The sequence below is a fragment of the Pseudomonas sp. 13159349 genome, from assembly GCF_013305685.1.
GTDB lineage: Bacteria > Pseudomonadota > Gammaproteobacteria > Pseudomonadales > Pseudomonadaceae > Aquipseudomonas > Aquipseudomonas asiatica.
Genome location: NZ_CP045553.1, coordinates 4779963 through 4798082 on the forward strand (window position 1 = coordinate 4779963; position 18120 = coordinate 4798082).

18 protein-coding genes are annotated in these 18120 nt (G+C 61.9%); 8 read left to right on the top strand and 10 right to left on the bottom strand.

Annotation, left to right across the window (positions count from 1 at the left end):
- Positions 1–8 precede the first annotated feature (8 nt).
- From GEV38_RS22050 to GEV38_RS22060, 3 genes are read right to left on the bottom strand one after another with little or no spacing between them, the layout of a single operon-like run.
- Positions 9–1343, bottom strand: a complete 1335-nt coding sequence (locus tag GEV38_RS22050) for a hypothetical protein (RefSeq protein ID WP_054573868.1) — start codon at positions 1341–1343, stop codon at positions 9–11.
- A gap of 15 nt (positions 1344–1358) precedes the next feature.
- The gene (locus GEV38_RS22055; protein ID WP_061303742.1) at positions 1359–1877 is read right to left on the bottom strand and encodes a prepilin peptidase; all 519 of its coding nucleotides are present in this window, start codon (positions 1875–1877) and stop codon (positions 1359–1361) included.
- A 32-nt stretch (positions 1878–1909) separates the two neighbouring features.
- A complete protein-coding gene (locus GEV38_RS22060) occupies positions 1910–2101 on the bottom strand; it encodes a Flp family type IVb pilin (protein ID WP_054571983.1) in 192 nt (63 codons plus the stop codon).
- A gap of 447 nt (positions 2102–2548) precedes the next feature.
- Between GEV38_RS22060 and GEV38_RS22065 the strand changes: the two genes are divergently transcribed.
- On the top strand, positions 2549–3427 hold the full coding sequence (locus tag GEV38_RS22065; protein ID WP_054571984.1) for a DNA-binding response regulator: 879 nt from the start codon (positions 2549–2551) through the stop codon (positions 3425–3427).
- On the opposite strand, the gene GEV38_RS22070 is transcribed toward GEV38_RS22065, so the two are convergent.
- From GEV38_RS22070 to GEV38_RS22080, 4 genes are all read right to left on the bottom strand, one after another.
- The gene (locus GEV38_RS22070; RefSeq protein WP_015271630.1) at positions 3412–3912 is read right to left on the bottom strand and encodes an AlpA family transcriptional regulator; all 501 of its coding nucleotides are present in this window, start codon (positions 3910–3912) and stop codon (positions 3412–3414) included. The genes GEV38_RS22065 and GEV38_RS22070 overlap by 16 nt on opposite strands.
- A 5-nt stretch (positions 3913–3917) precedes the next feature.
- Positions 3918–4193, bottom strand: a complete 276-nt coding sequence (locus GEV38_RS27840; protein ID WP_080604900.1) for a hypothetical protein — start codon at positions 4191–4193, stop codon at positions 3918–3920.
- 194 nt (positions 4194–4387) lie between these two features.
- Complete coding sequence (locus GEV38_RS22075) at positions 4388–5602, bottom strand: SAM-dependent methyltransferase (RefSeq protein WP_054571985.1); 1215 nt, start codon at positions 5600–5602, stop codon at positions 4388–4390.
- Between the two features lie 258 nt (positions 5603–5860).
- Positions 5861–6478, bottom strand: a complete 618-nt coding sequence (locus GEV38_RS22080) for a TPM domain-containing protein (RefSeq protein ID WP_013974020.1) — start codon at positions 6476–6478, stop codon at positions 5861–5863.
- 186 nt (positions 6479–6664) lie between these two features.
- Here GEV38_RS22080 and bglX point away from each other — a divergent pair, with 186 nt between their 5' ends.
- The 4 genes from bglX (at position 6665) to GEV38_RS22100 (ending at position 13787) form a co-directional block, all read left to right on the top strand.
- The gene (gene bglX, locus GEV38_RS22085) at positions 6665–8956 is read left to right on the top strand and encodes a beta-glucosidase BglX (protein ID WP_043935888.1); all 2292 of its coding nucleotides are present in this window, start codon (positions 6665–6667) and stop codon (positions 8954–8956) included.
- Positions 8957–9104: 148 nt separating this feature from the next.
- Positions 9105–10862: an ATP-binding protein gene (locus GEV38_RS22090; RefSeq protein WP_024087686.1), complete on the top strand. Its 1758-nt coding sequence runs from the start codon at positions 9105–9107 to the stop codon at positions 10860–10862.
- Entirely contained in the window at positions 10856–12190 is a 1335-nt protein-coding gene (locus tag GEV38_RS22095) for a sigma-54 dependent transcriptional regulator (RefSeq protein ID WP_054571986.1), read from the top strand. The genes GEV38_RS22090 and GEV38_RS22095 overlap by 7 nt, the downstream gene beginning before the upstream one ends.
- A 277-nt stretch (positions 12191–12467) precedes the next feature.
- Positions 12468–13787 (top strand): MFS transporter, encoded by a 1320-nt coding sequence (locus GEV38_RS22100; protein WP_003258436.1) that lies wholly within the window; start codon positions 12468–12470, stop codon positions 13785–13787.
- Positions 13788–14054: 267 nt separating this feature from the next.
- On the opposite strand, the gene GEV38_RS22105 is transcribed toward GEV38_RS22100, so the two are convergent.
- Positions 14055–14807: a hypothetical protein gene (locus GEV38_RS22105; protein ID WP_054571987.1), complete on the bottom strand. Its 753-nt coding sequence runs from the start codon at positions 14805–14807 to the stop codon at positions 14055–14057.
- Between the two features lie 344 nt (positions 14808–15151).
- On the opposite strand from GEV38_RS22105, the gene GEV38_RS22110 reads away from it, so the two are divergent.
- Entirely contained in the window at positions 15152–15517 is a 366-nt protein-coding gene (locus tag GEV38_RS22110; protein ID WP_015271636.1) for a hypothetical protein, read from the top strand.
- Between the two features lie 118 nt (positions 15518–15635).
- A complete protein-coding gene (locus GEV38_RS22115; RefSeq protein ID WP_013974025.1) occupies positions 15636–16241 on the top strand; it encodes a flavin reductase family protein in 606 nt (201 codons plus the stop codon).
- Here the strand turns inward: GEV38_RS22115 and GEV38_RS22120 are convergent, their stop codons facing one another.
- Together GEV38_RS22120 and GEV38_RS22125 are read right to left on the bottom strand one after the other, a co-directional pair.
- Positions 16242–16508: a hypothetical protein gene (locus GEV38_RS22120; RefSeq protein WP_015271637.1), complete on the bottom strand. Its 267-nt coding sequence runs from the start codon at positions 16506–16508 to the stop codon at positions 16242–16244.
- A 130-nt stretch (positions 16509–16638) separates the two neighbouring features.
- Positions 16639–16932: a putative quinol monooxygenase gene (locus tag GEV38_RS22125; protein WP_015271638.1), complete on the bottom strand. Its 294-nt coding sequence runs from the start codon at positions 16930–16932 to the stop codon at positions 16639–16641.
- Between the two features lie 202 nt (positions 16933–17134).
- Here GEV38_RS22125 and GEV38_RS22130 point away from each other — a divergent pair, with 202 nt between their 5' ends.
- Positions 17135–18055: an AraC family transcriptional regulator gene (locus GEV38_RS22130; RefSeq protein ID WP_003258430.1), complete on the top strand. Its 921-nt coding sequence runs from the start codon at positions 17135–17137 to the stop codon at positions 18053–18055.
- Positions 18056–18120 lie beyond the last annotated feature (65 nt).

The following is an 18120-nucleotide window of genomic DNA, read 5'->3' on the forward strand; positions in this document are numbered from 1 at the left end:
GCATCTCCTCATCCAAGGAAGTCGATCTGCACGAAGTAGCTTTGCCAAGCCCATTTCAGCTCCTGTGGCGACAGCGGACCATCGCCGCCCAGGTAACGCTGGCGGTCAAGCGCCATGTTCAGCAGGTCGCGAGGGTGGCAGGGCACCAGCGGCACGCCTTCGACCTCGTACAGCGCCTGTAGCGCGTAACGCAACAGCAGCGGGTCGTAAGCCAGGCCCAGGCGTTCGCATTCCTGACGCCAGATGCGTTCGTACTCATCGACTTTCAGGTAGCTGAACTGCAGCTTGTAGCCAATGCGCCGCAAGAAGGCTTCGTCAGCCAACTCCAGCGGGTTGAGGTTGGTGGAGAACACCAGCACCAGATCGAACGGCAGCTCGCAATGGCGCCCGCCACCCAGGTTGAGGAAGTCGCGCTTCTCTTCCATCGGCACGATCCAGCGGTTGAACAGCTCGGCCGGGGCCATGCGCTGGCGCCCCATGTCGTCGATGATGAACAGGCCATTGCTGGCCTTGAGTTGCAAGGAGGCCTGATACTGGCGGGTGCTCGGATCGAAACGGACATCCAGTTGCTCCATGCCCAGTTCGCCGCCAGTGATCACCACCGGGCGCTTACAGCGCACCAGCCGGCGATCGATGCCTTCGTTCAGCAACAGGCTGGTGGGTTGCCCCTCCTCCTCCAGGCGCTGATGCACCTGAGGGTCATACACCTCGATAACCGACTCATTGATTTCTATGGCATGCGGTACCCAGATGGCTTCGGCGAACAGACGAATCAACCGGCTGCTGACGTAGGTCTTCCCGGTGCCTGCGGGGCCGTAAATCATGATCGCGCGCCCGGAGTTCAACGCTACGCCCAGTTGATCGAGCATGCTCTCCGAGAGCACAACACCTGCGAAGGCCGAGTGCATGTCCTGCGTACTGATGCGGCCATGGTGGATGGTCTGCAGCTTGAGCAGGTCACGGTAGGTACTTACAGGGAAGGGCGCCGCGCCTATATAGCCGCTGCGCGCCAGTGCATCGCGAGCGGTGGCACGGCCGCGTTCGGTCAGGCCGTAGCGCAGCACCTGCCCCCCCGTTTGCACACCGACCTGGCCCAGTACTTCGACGCGGCCATCCTTGCGCAGAAAGGCCAACACTTCTTCTACCACCGCACCGGTCAGTGCCAGGCGCTCCACCAGGCGCGACAGGTCCAGCGTACCGGCGTCATGCAGGTGCTTGCACAGCAGATCAGCGAGAAAGCTTTCTGCCAGGCCAGTCTCACGGACTGTACGTGGCTGAGGTGCCAGGCTCTGCACTGCGTCCTTGTCACAGGCGCAGGCACCACTGTCTCTGAGTGCGTACATGGTTAGCCTCCCAGGCTATAGGCCAAGCGGTTGCCAAAAAAGGCTGACAAGGGTTCCGAGAAGAATTGCTATGGCGTATGGGAAAGGCTTTCCGGCCACTTCATCAGCCTGCGGTGCGAAATACGCCTGTGCTTTCAACATCAACCAGTAACGCGACAAGGTCATCGGTAACTGGCCACGCACTAGAATTAGTAGAAGACCACATAGACATCCGGCAATCAGGCTCAGGAGTGCCGCGCTGAGCGCGCCGTTCCAAGGAAGAAAAGCGCCGACCATAGCCATTAGTTTGACATCGCCGGCAGCCATCCCACCCAAGGCGTGCATTGGGAGAAAAATGGCGAAGCCAATCAGCAACCCCAGCAACCCATAACCGAAACCACTGATTCCGGCGGAGTAAGCCTGACCAGCCAAGCCCAACCCCAGCCCCACCAGAATCAGGAGGTTGGGAATGCGGTGGCGACGAAGGTCGCTCGCCACCGCTATACCCAGCAGCCCCATCAGCAAAACAGTCATAACCAACTGCTCTCTGGTCATCACCGCCTCTCCCTGCTGGATGATTATTTCTATTAGCACGCCGACCCTTTAATGGCAGTGCAGAGAGTCTGCATCTTTGTTTGCACTGCAGTTCCGAGACTAGTGAATATCCCAACAACAAGTGCCGTCACCAACCCACCAGCCACCGCATATTCCACAACGGTCAGGCCATCTTCATCTTTGACGAACTTCACGACCGAAGCCTTGATTGTTTGCAGAGTCATTTCGCTCACCTCGCTAAGGACATTATCTTTCTTCCCAGGCAGTGGCGGTTGCACTACCTGATGGGAATCCTAGTCAGGGGGAGACGACAGTCGTTAGGAGATTTTTGCGAATCGCTAGGACTTTTTGCGGCCATTGGCCAGCATCCAAAAAGTGACAATGCCACCAGGAAAACAGGTAGCAAGCGTCAATATGAGAAGCACTTTCGTACGCATTTGCAGCCGGCTCAGGGAAAGGTTCTGGCACGTTTGTTCAAAGCCGACAAGCGGTCGTCATGATCAAAGACCAGCCTGACTGCGGAACCTGTCTAACATCAGGGTTTTACAAAACGCATAGAACCCCCTAAGCAAAAACGATCTAAGGTAATAACCAAATTGCTCGGCGACTTAATAATGTTTTGACAATACTGCTGCTCGTAGGGAAACTCCCCAGCATAAGGTTAAGTCACGATGTCTAACCCGGGCACAAAGCCGCTGCTGTTGTGGTTCGATCTGACACGCGATCATTCCACCGAAGCGCTTATGGCACAGTTCAGTCATGTCTGCGATTGCAAACTGGCGAAGGCCGTGGCGCATTCCGAACGCCAGCAGGCAGACATGATCTGCATGCATTTCGATCGTCCCGACACGCTCAACCTCAACCTGCTGCTGGAAGTGAAACGCAACTCACCGTCCATACCGATCACCATGTTCACCGTGCAGCACTCCGAAGAGCTGGCTGTCTGGGCCATGCGTTCGCGGGTCTGGGAGTATCTGGTATTGCCGCTGACAAGCGGTGAGAAAAGTCGCTACATCGATGTCCTCAAGCAGCTTTGCGACATACGCCGCGCCAGCAAGACCTCAGGCAATGCGCAGCGCATCGACCACCTTCCCTCTTTGCCGGACAGCATTCGCCTGACCGGCGAACACCACAAGCACCAGGCGCTCAGCAAGGTCATGCCATACATCGACCAGCATTTTCGCGAATGCATCGACCAAAAGGACATCGCACAGCGCTGCGGCATGACCACGGCCCGCTTCGGCCGCCTGTTCAAGGAAGTCAACGGCGTTGGGTTTCTGGATTACATCCTGAGCAAGCGCATGAACCTGGCCATGGACCTGCTCGTCAACAGCCAGATGCCGATTACCAGCATCGGCTATGAGGCCGGCTTCAAGGACCCATCCTACTTCGCCCGTGCCTTCAAGCAGGTCAGCAACTGCACGCCCAGCGAATACCGCCAGGCCCGCCAGCTCGAAGCGACGGCCAGCGAAACCGAGCCCTTGAAAGATACCAATGCAGCCGTGGCAGACAATTTGTTGCAGGGTGCGGGGACTCAAAAGTATCGCTGAAGCACTACCCGTTCATATGCGCTTGAAATATTGACTGCCATCGCTATGCGAGCCAGTTCAAGGGTGCCCTGGCCAATTGAGTAACTACCCCGCGCCTGCAACCAAACCAGAATGTCGGCAAGATGCCAGAGAGCAGTGCTGCCATCGTGCACGGGGGCAGGGAAGTTATGTGAATGCGCCAACATTAATTTCCGCATGTTTTGCCGAGATACGCCTATGATTTCAGCCACATCGGATAGCCCTACAAGATCGGGGGTCGCTTCGATAAGGCGAGCGCCTGGCACCACTCTGCAAACATCTCTCAAAGCGCTCTCGATAGCCTCTTTCGCAGTAGGGGACTCGCGGATGAAGGCAAGCGCCAAGCGGCCCGGTTGACCTACGCCAACCACCGCATCATCGCATCCGCCTTCAGCCAGACGCTCCAGTAGCGCATCGGTGTCTTCGTTTTCGCTCAATTGATACTTGAGGGTGAACTCATATTCCACTGCTTCTACTCCTCTCCGGCATTTGGTGCGCCTAAGGCAACTTTGCTGCCCGAACAGTTATCAACCACACGCCTCAGCTGACGCGCCAAATTGCCAGGGCTCCTCGGGGTGCTCCAGATACTGGTAATGCAAAACTCCCCACACCGACAATGGGCATCGTTCCACGGGCAGTACATTTTCCCCCAACAATGCCCCCCACCCACCACTACTCTCCATCCCTTTGACTCAGCGTGCCTCAAGGCCTGCTCAACCTCCTTCCTGGCGTGACTGGGGCGTGACATCAGATTTTCTCCAGTGTGGACTTGCATGCCAAAGGTTGTCAAATGACAACCACCCAATCGGCAAGCGTGCACGCCACACTACAGAATTGATGATGCTGGGAGTCGCTGTAAGTAACTGTTGGGAATTTTCCTACGCGGAATCGAGACTTCGACCCGAAGAATGTTTTAGAGGCCCGTAGAAGCAAGCAGTGCTATCAGAGCAACCCGTCCGCCTGCAACAACGTCTCCAGGCAATGCTCCTGCACCCCGTAAAACGCCTTGAGCTGTCCGATCTTCTCCAGCAACGCGCCGTTGTCCCCTGCCTGGCGCCGCTTCACCGCAAGAATCATCTTGTTCTTGTTGGTGTGCTCCAGCGAAATGAACTCGAACACCTTGGTCTCGTACCCGCAAGCTTCCAGGTACAGCGCGCGCAGGCTGTCGGTCAGCATTTCGGCCTGCTGGCCCATGTGCAGGCCGTACTGCAGCATCGGTTGCAACAACCCCGGGCTGTGCAGTTGCGGGCGGATCTGCTTGTGGCAGCACGGCGAGCACATGATGATCGCGGCGTTGCAGCGGATGCCGGTGTGGATGGCGTAGTCGGTGGCGATGTCGCAGGCATGCAGGGCAATCATCACTTCGATGGCCTCGGGCACCACGCTACGCACGTCACCACACTGGAACTCCAGGCCCGGGTGCTCCAGGCGCAAGGCGGCGGCGTTGCACAGGTCGACCATGTCCTGGCGCAGCTCGACGCCGGTTACCTGTGCTTCGCGGCCCAGGCTATTGCGCAGGTAGTCGTGCATGGCAAAGGTCAGGTAGCCCTTGCCTGAGCCGAAGTCGGCCACCCGTAGCGCCTGCTCCGCCGGCACCGGTGCACTGGCCAGGGCGTGGTCGAAGACTTCGATGAACTTGTTGATCTGCTTCCACTTGCGCGACATCGACGGGATCAGCGCGCCTTGTGCGTCAGTAACGCCGAGGTCACGCAGGAACGGCCGTGAAAGCTCCAGATAGCGCTTCTTCTCGCGGTCATGGCCGCTGCTACTGGCAGCTTCGCGTGGCGCCTGTGCGCCGTGGCGCTGGAGCATGGGCTTGCCCTTCTTGCTGAAGGTCAACTGCACTTCACCGTCGGCATCGAACAAGTGCGCGTTGCGGAAGCTGTCCGGTAGCAGCTCGGCGACCAGCGCCTGTGCCTGCTCCAGCGCCAGATTGCGGGTGATGTCGCGGGTCTGGTGGCGATAGACCAGCGACAGGCACGGCTGGCCCTTGACCTGCAGCGGCTTGGCAATGATCCGTTGCAGGGTCTGGTCGGCACCGACATGGCGCGCCAATACCAGTTTGACCAGGGTATTGCCATGCAGGGCGGCGTTCAGCAGGTCGAGAAACTGGGTGCGCGCATCCGGCGCGGATGGGGCAGAAGAACTGGCGGACATGGAAAAACGGTGCCTCGGGTAGCGGGGAGCGCATGGCGCAATGCACGCATTCTACAGGGTGGCTAACTTCCTGTGGGAGATCGCCCAGTCCTTTGGGCTGCGCTGTCGCGTAGGGAGCTGAATTCGCAAGCGGTACGCGTACCCTGTGGGAGCGGCTTTAGCCGCGAAGAATCCAACGCGGTGCATGGCCCCGGCTGCGCCGGTGTTCGCGGCTAAAGCCGCTCCTACAGGGGGGCGCGTCAAGCCATCGGGGTCGGCTCAATCGAGAATCACCAACCGGTTGGGCAACTCGTTACGCGCATGGGTAGGCGGCACATGTTCGCTGAGCAGTTCGCCGCACGCTTCTATGCACTCCACAAACCCCTGCAAGGTGCGGCCCTGGCGTACCTGTTCGGCAAGGCGGGCGACGATGGCCGCGCGGGCAGTGGCATCCAGATGGCGCTCGATACCGCGGTCGACCAGGATCTCCACATGCCGCTCCGCCTCGCTGACGAAGATCAGTACGCCCGTGGCACCGGCAGTGCGCTGCAGGTTCTGTTCGCGAAACTGCTGGCGGGCCAGGCGCGAGGCGCGCCAGCGGCGCAGGGCCCGGGGGATCAGCCAGCCGGCCAGGCGTGGGCTGCGCAGCAGCAGGCACAAGCCAACGAACAGCAGCACATTGGCCACCAGCAAGCCACGCACTCCGGGCCAACCCAGCAGCCAGTGCAACAGGGCCGGCACGGCCAGCGCCAGCACGGCGGCCCAGAACAACGGCCAGTAGGCATAATCGTCGGCCCGGCGGGCCAGCACCGTCACCAGTTCGGCATCGGTGCGCCGTTCGGCACGGGCAATGGCTTCGGCGATCTGGCGCTGATGGTATTCGTCGAGGGGGGTCATGCCGTCGGTCTCTTGAGCGTTCTTATAGTTGTTGTCCCGGCATTCGGGGCTTCGTCCGCAGGCGACATATTCAGGCATAATCCGCCGCTGGAAGAAATGCCTGCAAATCGTACAACAATAGCCGCCTGAAAACTTCGGCCGCGCGCGTATCACCGTGGATACGGCACAGGCCCCACAACGGAATTGATGATGAAACTGTCTTTGCTGGGCCTGGCCATGGGCCTTGCCAGTCAGGCGGCACTCGCCGCCCCCTCCGCCCCGCCCCTGCAGGACAAGCAGGCGTTCATCGACCATCTGATCAGCCAGATGACCGAAGCCGAGAAGATCGGCCAACTGCGCCTGATCAGTATCGGGCCGGAAATGCCCAAGGATAAGATCCGCGAGGAAATTGCCGCCGGGCGCATCGGCGGTACCTTCAACTCACGCACGGCCCCCGAGAACCGCCCCATGCAGGACGCGGCGATGCGTAGCCGGCTGAAGATTCCGATGTTCTTCGCCTACGACACCGTCCACGGCGAACGCACCATTTTCCCGATCGGCCTGGGCATGGCCGCGACCTGGGACATGGACGCCGTCGCCAAGGTCGGCCGCACCGCCGCCATCGAAGCCGCGGCGGACGCCCTGGACATGACCTTCGCACCGATGGTCGACATCGCCCGCGACCCGCGCTGGGGCCGCACCAGTGAAGGCTTCGGCGAGGACACCTACCTGACCTCGAAGATCGGCCAGGTGATGGTCCGCTCGTTCCAGGGCAGCAGCCCGGCCAACCCCGACAGCATCATGGCCATCGTCAAGCACTTCGCCCTGTATGGCGCGGTGGAAGGCGGGCGCGACTACAACACGGTCGATATGAGCCTGCCGAAAATGTACAACGACTACCTGCCACCCTATCGCGCCGCGCTCGACGCTGGTGCCGGCGGAGTGATGGTGGCGCTGAACTCGATCAACGGCGTGCCGGCCACCTCCAACACCTGGCTGATGAACGACCTGCTGCGCAAGGAGTGGGGCTTCAAGGGCGTGACCATCAGCGACCACGGTGCCATCCAGGAACTGATCCGCCATGGCGTCGCCCGCGACGGGCGCGAAGCCGCCAAGCTGGCGATCAAGGCCGGCATCGACATGAGCATGAACGACACCCTGTACGGCGAAGAGCTGCCAGGCCTGCTGAAGTCTGGCGAAGTGACCCAGGCCGAACTGGACCAGGCAGTGCGCGAAGTGCTGGGTGCCAAGTACGACATGGGCCTGTTCAAGGACCCGTACGTGCGCATCGGCAAGGCCGAAACCGACCTGAAGGACTACTACGGCAACGACCGCCTGCACCGCGACGCCGCGCGTGACGTGGCGCGCCGCAGCCTGGTGCTGCTGGAAAACCGCAACCAGACGCTGCCGCTGAAAAAGGCCGGCACCATCGCCTTGGTCGGCCCACTGGCCGATGCCCCGATCGACATGATGGGCAGCTGGGCTGCCGACGGCAAACCGATGCACTCGGTGACCGTGCGCGAAGGCCTGCGCCGCGCCGTGGAGGGCAAGGCCAAGCTGGTCTACGCCAAAGGCTCCAATGTCACCGGCGACAAGGCGATGTTCGATTACCTGAACTTCCTCAACTTCGATGCTCCGGAAATCGTCGACGACCCGCGCCCGCCTGCGGTGCTGATCGACGAGGCGGTGAAGGCAGCGAAGCAGTCCGATGTGGTGGTGGCAGTGGTCGGCGAATCCCGCGGCATGTCCCACGAGTCGTCGAGCCGCACCACCCTGGAAATCCCGGCCAGCCAGCGGGAGCTGATCAAGGCCCTGAAGGCCACCGGCAAGCCGCTGGTGCTGGTGCTGATGAACGGCCGCCCACTGTCGATTGCCTGGGAACGCGAGCAGGCCGACGCCATTCTGGAAACCTGGTTCGCCGGTACCGAAGGCGGCAACGCGATCGCCGACGTACTGTTCGGCGATTACAACCCGTCCGGCAAGCTGGCCATCACCTTCCCGCGTTCGGTCGGGCAGATCCCGATGTACTACAACCACACCCGTATCGGCCGGCCCTTCACACCTGGCAAGCCGGGCAACTACACCTCGCAGTACTTCGAAGAGCCCAATGGCCCGCTGTACCCGTTCGGCTATGGCCTGAGCTACAGCAGCTTCGAGCTGTCGGGGCTGAAGCTGTCGAACAAGGACCTCAAGCGTGGCGACACGCTGGAGGCCAAGGTGACGGTGAAGAACACCGGCAAGGTGGCAGGCGAGACCGTGGTGCAGCTGTACCTGCAGGATGTATCGGCATCGATGAGCCGCCCGGTGAAGGAACTGAAGAACTTCCAGAAGCTGATGCTCAAGCCTGGCGAGTCGCGCACGTTGAGCTTCCGCATCAGCGAAGAAGACCTGAAGTTCTACAATGGCCAACTGCAACGGGTTGCCGAGCCAGGGGAATTCAATGTCCAGGTCGGGCTGGATTCCCAGGCGGTGCAACAGCAGAGCTTTGAACTGCTGTAACTGACAGGTTATGCCTGTACCGGCCCCTTCGCGGGCTTGCCCGCTCCCACAGGTAATGCACAGGTCCATCGGGCTGTGAATCCTCTGTGGGAGCGGGCAAGCCCGCGAATAGGCCAGCCCTGATACCCCATTTATCCGGATCCGCCCCATGCCCTTTTCCGTTCGCGCCCTGCGTCTGGGGCTGATCTCCCTGCTGATCGTGCTGGGCACCGCCCTCAGCGCCGGCTGGGCCATGCACCAGGCCAAGCGCCAGGCCATGGAAGCCGACGCCCAGCGTGCCAGCCAGCAGTTGGGCCTGTATGCCAATGCCCTGCACACGCTGATCGACCGCTACCGCGCCCTGCCCGCCGTGCTGGCGCTGGACCCGGAACTGATCGCCGCCCTGCGCGGCCCGGTCAGCGAACCGATGCAGGACGCCCTGAACCGCAAGCTCGAACGCATCAACGGCGCTGCCAACTCCTCCACCCTCGAACTGCTCGACCGCACCGGCCTGGCCATCGCCGCCAGCAACTGGCGGCTGCCCAGCAGCTATGTGGGCTCCAACTACGGTTTCCGCCCCTACTTCAAGCAAACCCGCAGCCAAGGCAGTGGCCGCTTCTACGCCGTGGGCGTGACCAGTGGCGTGCCGGGCTACTTCCTCGCCAGCGCGGTGAACGACGAGCATGGCCGCTTCCTCGGCGCCATGGTGGTTAAGCTGGAGTTCCCCGAACTGGAGCGCGAGTGGCGCCAGGGCAGCGACATCCTGCTGGTCAGCGATGCCCGTGGCATCACCTTCATCGCCAACCAGGACGGCTGGCGCTACCGCGAGCTGCAGCCGCTCAATGGTGCCGACCGTGCCGAACTGGCCGAAACCCGTCAGTACGACAAGCAACCGCTGGTGCCGCTGCAGCACCAGGTGCTGACCCGCTTTGCCGCCAACAGCACCCTCAGCCGCGTGCAAGGCCCGGAGGGTAGCGCCGAGTACCTGTGGGAAAGCCTGCCGCTGGAAAGTGAAAACTGGACCTTGCATCTGCTGCGCAAGCCGCAGGTGGCCGCCGACGGTCGCAATGCCGCCCTCGGCGCCGCCGCCGTATGGCTGAGCCTGGTGTTCGCTGCGCTGTTCGTCAGCCAGCGCCTGCGCCTTGCCCGCCTGCGCCAGCGTAGCCGGGAGGAGCTCAAGCGCCAGGTCGAGGAACGCACCCGTGAGCTGCGCACCGCCCAGGAGGGGCTGGTGCAATCGGCCAAGCTGGCGGCGCTTGGGCAAATGTCGGCGGCCATGGCCCATGAAATCAACCAGCCGCTGACCACCCAGCGCATGCAACTGGAAACCCTGCGTCTGCTGCTCGACCATGGCCGATATGACGAAGCACGCCAGGCACTGGAGCCGCTGGAGCAGATGCTCACGCGCATGGCCGCGCTCACCAGTCACCTGAAAACCTTCGCCCGCAACAGCCCGGTCGGCCTGCGCGAACGCCTCGACCTGGCCACCGTGGTCGACCAGGCACTGCACCTGCTGGAGGCGCGTATTCGCAGCGAAGAAGTGGAGGTAGCCCTGTACCTGGCGCGCCCGGCCTGGGTGCGCGGCGATGCCATTCGCCTGGAGCAGGTGCTGATCAACCTGCTGCGCAATGCCCTCGACGCCATGGCCGACAAGCGCTACAAACGCCTGGAGATCCGCATCGAGCCCGACGGCGAGCTATGGCGCCTGAGCGTGCTGGATTCGGGTGGCGGCATTGCCGAGGCCAACCTGGCCAAGGTCTTCGACCCATTCTTCACCACCAAGCCGGTGGGTGAAGGCCTTGGGCTGGGGCTAGCCATTTCCTACGGCATTGTCCACGAGGCCGGCGGCAAGCTGCAGGCCGAAAACCTGCCTGGCGGCGCGCGCCTTAGCCTTACCCTGCCCCGTGACCTGGAGCCTGCATGTTGAATTCAGTGATCGTCGTCGATGATGAAGCCAGTATCCGCACCGCGGTCGAGCAATGGCTGAGCCTGTCGGGCTTCAGCGTGCAACTGTTCGCCCGCGCCGAAGAATGCCTGGCACACCTGCCACGGCACTTTCCCGGGGTGATCATCAGCGATGTACGCATGCCGGGCATGGATGGCCTACAGTTGCTCGAACGCCTGCTGGCGGACGACCCCGACTTGCCGGTGATCCTGCTGACCGGCCACGGCGATGTGCCCATGGCAGTGGAAGCCATGCGCAGCGGGGCCTACGACTTCCTGGAAAAACCCTTTACCCCGCAGCACCTGCTGGGCAGCCTGCGCAGGGCCCTGGAAAAGCGCCAGCTGGTCTTGGAAAACCGCCGGCTGCACGAGCAGGCCGATCTCAAGTCACGCCTGGAAGGCACACTGCTGGGTATGTCCCAGGGCCTGCAACAGCTGCGTCGGCAAGTGCTGGACCTGGCCAGCCTGCCGGTCAATGTGCTGATCCGCGGCGAAACCGGCAGTGGCAAAGAGCGCGTGGCCCGCTGCCTGCACGATTTTGGCCCGCGCGCCGACAAGCCGTTCGTCGCCCTCAATTGTGCAGCCATCCCCGAGTCGCTGTTCGAGGCCGAGCTGTTCGGCCATGAAAGCGGCGCCTTTACCGGCGCCCAGGGCAAGCGCATCGGCAAGCTTGAGTACGCCAACGGTGGCACGGTGTTCCTCGACGAAATCGAAAGCATGCCACTGGCCCAACAGGCCAAGCTGCTGCGGGTGATCCAGGAACAGAAGCTGGAACGCCTGGGTGCCAACCAGAGCATCAGCGTCGACCTGCGCATCATTGCCGCGACCAAGCCCGACCTGCTCGAAGAAGCCCGCGCCGGGCGCTTTCGCGAAGACCTTGCCTATCGCCTGAACGTGGCCGAGTTGCGCCTGGCGCCATTGCGTGAACGGCGTGAGGACATTCCACTGCTGTTCGAGCACTTTGCCCGTGCCGCCGGCGAAAAGCTTGGTCGCGCAGCCCCGCCCCTGTCGGGCGCGCAACTGGCGCAGCTGCTGTCGCATGACTGGCCGGGCAACGTGCGTGAGCTGGCCAACGCGGCGGAGCGGCATGCATTGGGGCTGGGCTCGCCGAACATCGAGGTGACGCCTGCCGGGCAGTCGCTGAGCGAACAGATGGAAGCGTTCGAGGCGCAATGCCTGCGCGCGGCGCTGCGCCAGCACGGGGGCGAAATCAAGGCGGTGATGGAGGCCTTGCAGCTGCCGCGGCGCACGCTGAACGAAAAGATGCAGCGGCATGGGTTGGTGCGCGAGGACTTCATCGGGCGGGAATGAGCGGAAATCCGCTTATCTCGCTCAATCAGCAAGCAAAAAACCGCTCATTAATCTGATTTTCCGGGGCTGCCTTGCAGCCCTTCGCGGGCACGCCCGCTCCCACAGGGAAACGCGAAGAGTCAGACGTCACGCGGTCCCTGTGGGAGCGGGCGTGCCCGCGAAGGGCGCGCAGCGCCCCCATTTGAAGCCCAATGCACCCATTTGGCACACCTTCTGCAATCACCTGTGCAAGCTGCGCCACGGCGCGCTCCACAAAAACAACGAGAAGGTATCCCTGATGGATAATGCCACCTCCCTGCCAGCCGGGGCGTCCACCGCGCCTGCCACAGAAAAAACCACCGCCAGCCGCCTGAAGTCGATCTTCAGCGGGTCCATCGGCAACATGGTCGAATGGTACGACTGGTACGTCTACGCCGCATTCTCGCTGTACTTCGCCAAGGCCTTCTTCCCGGCCGGCGATTCCACCGCACAATTGCTCAATACCGCCGCGATCTTCGCCGTGGGCTTCCTCATGCGCCCGATCGGTGGCTGGTTGATGGGTCTGTACGCCGACCGCAAAGGCCGCAAGGCCGCATTGATGGCCTCGGTACTGTTGATGTGCGCAGGCTCGCTGGTCATCGCCCTGACCCCGGGTTACGAAACCATCGGAGTCGCCGCACCCATCCTGCTGGTCATTGCACGCCTGATGCAGGGCCTGTCGGTGGGTGGTGAATACGGCACCTCGGCCACCTACCTCAGCGAGATGGCCAGCAAGGACCGCCGTGGCTTCTTCTCCAGCTTCCAGTACGTCACCCTGATCTCCGGCCAGCTCATCGCCCTGGCGGTACTGATCGTCCTGCAACAGACCCTGACCACCGAGCAGCTGTATGCCTGGGGCTGGCGCGTACCGTTCGTGATCGGTGCGCTGTGCGCCGTGGTGGCCCTGTACCTGCGTCGCGGCATGGAAGAAACCGCCTCCTTCACCAAGAAGGAAAAGGCCAAGGAAAGCCTGATGCGCACCCTGCTGCGCCACCCCAAGGAGCTGATGACCGTGGTCGGGCTGACCATGGGCGGCACCCTGGCCTTCTACACCTACACCACCTACATGCAGAAGTACCTGGTCAACACCGTTGGCATGAGTATCAGCGACTCGACCACCATCTCGGCCGCCACGCTGTTCCTGTTCATGTGCCTGCAGCCGGTGATCGGCGGCCTGTCCGACAAGATCGGTCGACGCCCGATCCTGATCGCCTTCGGCGTGCTCGGCACCCTGTTCACCGTACCGATCCTCAGCACCCTGCACACCATCCAGACCTGGTGGGGCGCGTTCTTCCTGATCATGGCGGCGCTGATCATCGTCAGCGGCTACACCTCGATCAACGCCGTGGTCAAAGCCGAGCTGTTCCCCACCGAAATCCGCGCCCTGGGCGTGGGCCTGCCGTACGCGCTGACCGTGTCGATCTTCGGCGGCACCGCCGAGTACGTGGCCCTGTGGTTCAAGAGCGCCGGCATGGAGAGTGGCTTCTACTGGTACGTGACCGCCTGCATCGCCTGCTCGCTGCTGGTTTACGCAACCATGAAGGACACCAAGCAGCACTCGCGGATTACCACTGAGTGATTGTGAGCTTGCGGTAATCAAGAAGGGCGCCCCGTTGTCGGAGCGCCTTTTTTCATACATGCGAATGCGTCATGCAATCCAGGTGTACGGTTTGAGGGCTCCAGCGCATGCGAGACGCACCGCGCGGACGGCGCTTGATTTCAGCAACAGCGCAAACATCAAGCCATACCTCCGAAGCCTTCTGATGAGCCGATTAGAAATCCTGTTCGGCTCACCATGTGAGCCGAATAGCCCAATTAATCGGCTTACTGGTATCGGAAAGCAGGCTCAGGACATCTCCAACGCCTGACGCGGCTCACGGCGCTGGTACCAGGTGGCCATCAGCACCAGTACCAGCAACACCCCGCCCAGCACCGCCGAAGAGCCGACCGTGCCGAAGTCCAGGCCGCCCTTCTCGTGGGGCTTGGTGAGGAAGTCGCCCAAGGTGGCGCCGAACGGGCGGGTAAGCACGAACGCGACCCAGAACAACACCACGCCAGGGATGCGTGTCCAGTAGCGGGCCACCACTACCATGGCGATGGCACTGCCGATCAACAGTGCGCCACCGGCAAAACCGAGCCCCGAGTCATCGGCCAGGTAATCGCCCAGCGCCGTGCCGAGGGTGTTGGAAAACAGGATCGCCACCCAGTAGAACAATTCGCCCGTGCGGTTCTTGATGCGGGTGACATCCAGCGGGTTGCCGCTCAGGCGCCATACCAGGAAGGTCAGCAGCAGGATGCCGATGAGGATGGCCGAACCCGCGGCGTAGCCCAGGCCCAGGGTGCGGTCCATGAAGTCGGACATGGTGGTGCCTGCGGTGCTGGTGGAGAGGATCACCAGCCAGTACAGCATCGGGTGGTAGCGGCGCGAGTACAGCTGGCCGAGCAAGGTCAGCAGGAACACGCTGATAAGCAGCAACGAACTGAGGGCATAGCCGATGTTCAGGGTCATCGACAGCAAATCCCCCGCCGTTTCGCCAAGGGTGGTAGCGCAGATCTTCATGACCCAGAAGGCCAAGGTGATTTGCGGAAGTTTGTTCATTGTTGTGCCGCTCCGGTTTGAGGTGCGGCGATGGTGCTGAACAGCATTTGAAAAATCGGTTGGTGATGTATGAAAAATGCGTTCAGCAGCCTTCAATGACAAATTTTTCATCCTTAACGCCCCATTAATTCCACCGCCTCAAGCTGAAATGGCTGGCAGAACGTCGGCGCATGGGCGGGCACATCCTGAGCCAGAACCGCTGCCCGAGCCACAAGATGCACGCCAACACATATCGAACTATTCGATTTTTAAGCACTACTATTTGCGCTTTTTAATCAAATTAATAAGCGTAGGATTAAACCCATAGAAACAAAACAACCTCAAAAACCCCTGGAGCAACGACCATGAAAAACAAACTGATCCTCACCCTGGCCCTCTCGGTTTTCGCTGCTGGCGCTTTCGCCGAAGATGGCTTCAACCGCACCAACGCCCACACCTTCGCAGCGACCCAGAGCCAATCCGCTGCCTACGCTGAAGATGGTTTCGACCGTACTGGCGGCCAGCGCTTCGCTGAAGATGGCTTCGACCGCACCGGTGGCCAGCGCTTCGCCGAAGACGGCTTCGACCGCACTGGTGGCCAACGCTTCGCCGAAGACGGCTTCGACCGCACCGGTGGTCAACGCTTCGCCGAAGACGGCTTCGACCGCACCGGTGGCCAGCGCTTCGCCGAAGACGGCTTCAACCGCACCAACGCCCACCGCATCAGCTGATCCCTGATGCGAGCACCCAGCCCGGCTTCGGCCGGGCTTGATCATTTGCAGGCGGGCACAGGCTTGGCACACTAGGCGCCTTGTCCACCAAGAGGTAGGGCCAGCAAGCCCAGCACAGATGTATTACTACGAACCCGCAAAAGGCCACGGCCTTCCCCACGACCCGTTCAACGCCATCGTCGGCCCCCGCCCTATCGGCTGGATCTCCTCACAGGACCGCGAAGGCCGCCTGAACCTGGCGCCCTACAGCTTCTTCAACGCCTTCAACTACATCCCGCCAATCATCGGTTTCTGCAGCGTCGGGCGCAAAGACAGCCTGAACAACATCGAGCAGACCGGCGAGTTCGTCTGGAACCTGGCCACTCGCACGTTGGCCGAGCAGATGAACCAGAGCTGCGCACCGGTTGCCGCCGAGGTAAGCGAATTCGAATTGAGCGGCCTCACCGCCACGCCATCGAGCATCGTCAATGTGCCGCGTGTCGGCGAAACCCCAGTGGCCTTCGAGTGCAAGGTCAGCCAGATCGTCCAGCTCAAGCGGGCCGACCAGGAACTGGTGCCCAGCTGGTTGATCCTGGGTGAAGTGGTGGCGGTGCACATTGCCGAGCACCTGTTGAAGAACGGTATCTACGATACCGCTGCCGCCGAGCCGATCCTGCGTGGTGGTGGCCCGGCAGACTATTTCGAGCTGGGCAACCTGTTCAAGATGGCCCGCCCACCGGCCTGATCACCAGATCAGCTCACCCTCTTCGCTGACGCCCTGCAGGCGTTGCAGCTCGGCCGTGGCCGCTTCATCGGCGGCCACGGCGCCCTTGAACACCTGGCCGTCGAGAATCTTGTGAAAGCGCGGCGCGCCGCCCATGCCCAGGGCCTTGACTGCGATGGCCGCGTTGTAGCCGCCACCTTCCACCGGGACCATCGCCGAAACCGCTTCGAAATGCGGGAATTCCCTACGTGCCATGTTGCTATCTACCTGGTTGATCAAGGGCAGCATCTTACCCTATTCACCTGTACCGGCCCTATCGCCGGCAAGCCAGCTCCCACAGGTGCTGCACCGCTCTCGAAACCTGCGATAAACCTGTGGGAGCTGGCTTGCCGGCGATGAGGCCAGAATAGGCAACACCTCAATCAAAGGTATGCAGATCCAGGCTGCTGACCACCTGCGCCTGTACCAACTCACCAAACACTTCCAGCGTTGGCGAAGCAAAATAGCCACTCATCGCCTGCTGGTCTTGCCAGCTGCCACTGAGCAACCATAAATCGGCATCAGCCTGCGAACGCTGCACCGAAAAACTCAGGCAGCCCGGTGCCCGCAACGAGGGCTCGAGCAGGTCACGCAGGCGCGCGCCCAGCTCCGCCGAGCGCCCGCTGCTGGCACGGATGAAAGCAAGGTGGGTGACCGGTTGTGTCGGGGTCATTGCACAATCTCCTTGAAGCAGGCGGACGAAAAAGCCAGGCTGCCAAGGTTAGGGCCTCGCCCGCGCGACACGTTAGGCCATTACTGCACGCCGATTGCCTGATCCTGCAGCGCGACAGGATCAGGCAATCGGCGTGCAGCTTTTGACTAGCGCCCGCCATTGCCCAAACCTATGCTGCGTCGGTCAGCAGAGGAAAGCCATCATGACTATCGCCACGTCCATCGACCCAAGCCTGGAACTGCAACGCCAGGAGCTGGCCGAGCTGATCCGCCGCCACGCCGGGGAGCCTCATGGCCCGGCATCGGCCATCGATGACCTGTACCTGGTGCGCTACACCGAAAACGTGCGCTCGGTACCGACCCTGGCGCAACCCGCGCTGTGCATCCTCGCCCAGGGCAGCAAAAGCCTGTTCCTGGGTGACGAGCAGTACGCCTACGACCCGCTGCACTACATGGTGGTCTCGGTAACCTTGCCGCTTAGCGGCGTAAAGCTCGACGCCAGCCCCGAGCACCCGAGCCTTGGCCTGCGCATGGACCTGGACCCAGCCGAAATCAGCCAGCTGATCGCCGAAAGCGGGCCGATGCTGGTGCCCAACCGGCCTTCCGGTCGTGGCTTGTATGTGGAGAGAACCGACGCCGCGTTGCTCGACGCCTTGCTGCGGCTGATACGCCTGCTGGACACCCCGCGCGACATCGCGATGCTGGCGCCGCTGTTCCGCCGGGAGATTCTGTACCGTCTGCTGCGAGGGCCGCAGGGCTATCGGTTGTACGAAATTGCCTTGGCCAACAGCCAGACCCACCGCGTTTGTCAGGCCATCACCTGGCTCAACCAGAACTACCAGCGGCCTTTGCGCATCGAGGATCTGGCGCGTGAAGTCAACCTCAGCACCTCGACCTTGCACCACCGGTTCAAGGCCGTGACGTCGATGAGCCCGTTGCAGTACCAGAAGCAACTGCGCCTGCAGGAGGCGCGGCGATTGATGCTCAATGACGGCCTCGAGGCAGCGGTGGCGGCCTACCGGGTGGGGTATGAAAGCCCGTCACAGTTCAGCCGTGAATACAGCCGGCTGTATGGCGCGCCGCCGATTCGTGATGTGGCCAGATTGCGGGCGACTGCTGGCTGAAGTTTTGAACGGCAGTACCGGCCCTTTCGCGGGCTCGCCCGCTCCCACAGGTACAGCACAATACT

Bases quoted from the DNA above. Each gene is read 5' to 3' on its own strand.
- GEV38_RS22050 (WP_054573868.1), bottom strand. From the start codon at position 1,343: ATGTACGCACTCAGAGACAGTGGTGCCTGCGCCTGTGACAAGGACGCA.
- GEV38_RS22055 (WP_061303742.1), bottom strand. From the start codon at position 1,877: ATGACCAGAGAGCAGTTGGTTATGACTGTTTTGCTGATGGGGCTGCTG.
- GEV38_RS22060 (WP_054571983.1), bottom strand. From the start codon at position 2,101: ATGACTCTGCAAACAATCAAGGCTTCGGTCGTGAAGTTCGTCAAAGAT.
- GEV38_RS22065 (WP_054571984.1), top strand. From the start codon at position 2,549: ATGTCTAACCCGGGCACAAAGCCGCTGCTGTTGTGGTTCGATCTGACA.
- GEV38_RS27840 (WP_080604900.1), bottom strand. From the start codon at position 4,193: ATGTCACGCCCCAGTCACGCCAGGAAGGAGGTTGAGCAGGCCTTGAGG.
- GEV38_RS22075 (WP_054571985.1), bottom strand. From the start codon at position 5,602: ATGTCCGCCAGTTCTTCTGCCCCATCCGCGCCGGATGCGCGCACCCAG.
- GEV38_RS22080 (WP_013974020.1), bottom strand. From the start codon at position 6,478: ATGACCCCCCTCGACGAATACCATCAGCGCCAGATCGCCGAAGCCATT.
- bglX (WP_043935888.1), top strand. From the start codon at position 6,665: ATGATGAAACTGTCTTTGCTGGGCCTGGCCATGGGCCTTGCCAGTCAG.
- GEV38_RS22090 (WP_024087686.1), top strand. From the start codon at position 9,105: ATGCCCTTTTCCGTTCGCGCCCTGCGTCTGGGGCTGATCTCCCTGCTG.
- GEV38_RS22095 (WP_054571986.1), top strand. From the start codon at position 10,856: ATGTTGAATTCAGTGATCGTCGTCGATGATGAAGCCAGTATCCGCACC.
- GEV38_RS22100 (WP_003258436.1), top strand. From the start codon at position 12,468: ATGGATAATGCCACCTCCCTGCCAGCCGGGGCGTCCACCGCGCCTGCC.
- GEV38_RS22105 (WP_054571987.1), bottom strand. From the start codon at position 14,807: ATGAACAAACTTCCGCAAATCACCTTGGCCTTCTGGGTCATGAAGATC.
- GEV38_RS22110 (WP_015271636.1), top strand. From the start codon at position 15,152: ATGAAAAACAAACTGATCCTCACCCTGGCCCTCTCGGTTTTCGCTGCT.
- GEV38_RS22115 (WP_013974025.1), top strand. From the start codon at position 15,636: ATGTATTACTACGAACCCGCAAAAGGCCACGGCCTTCCCCACGACCCG.
- GEV38_RS22120 (WP_015271637.1), bottom strand. From the start codon at position 16,508: ATGCTGCCCTTGATCAACCAGGTAGATAGCAACATGGCACGTAGGGAA.
- GEV38_RS22125 (WP_015271638.1), bottom strand. From the start codon at position 16,932: ATGACCCCGACACAACCGGTCACCCACCTTGCTTTCATCCGTGCCAGC.
- GEV38_RS22130 (WP_003258430.1), top strand. From the start codon at position 17,135: ATGACTATCGCCACGTCCATCGACCCAAGCCTGGAACTGCAACGCCAG.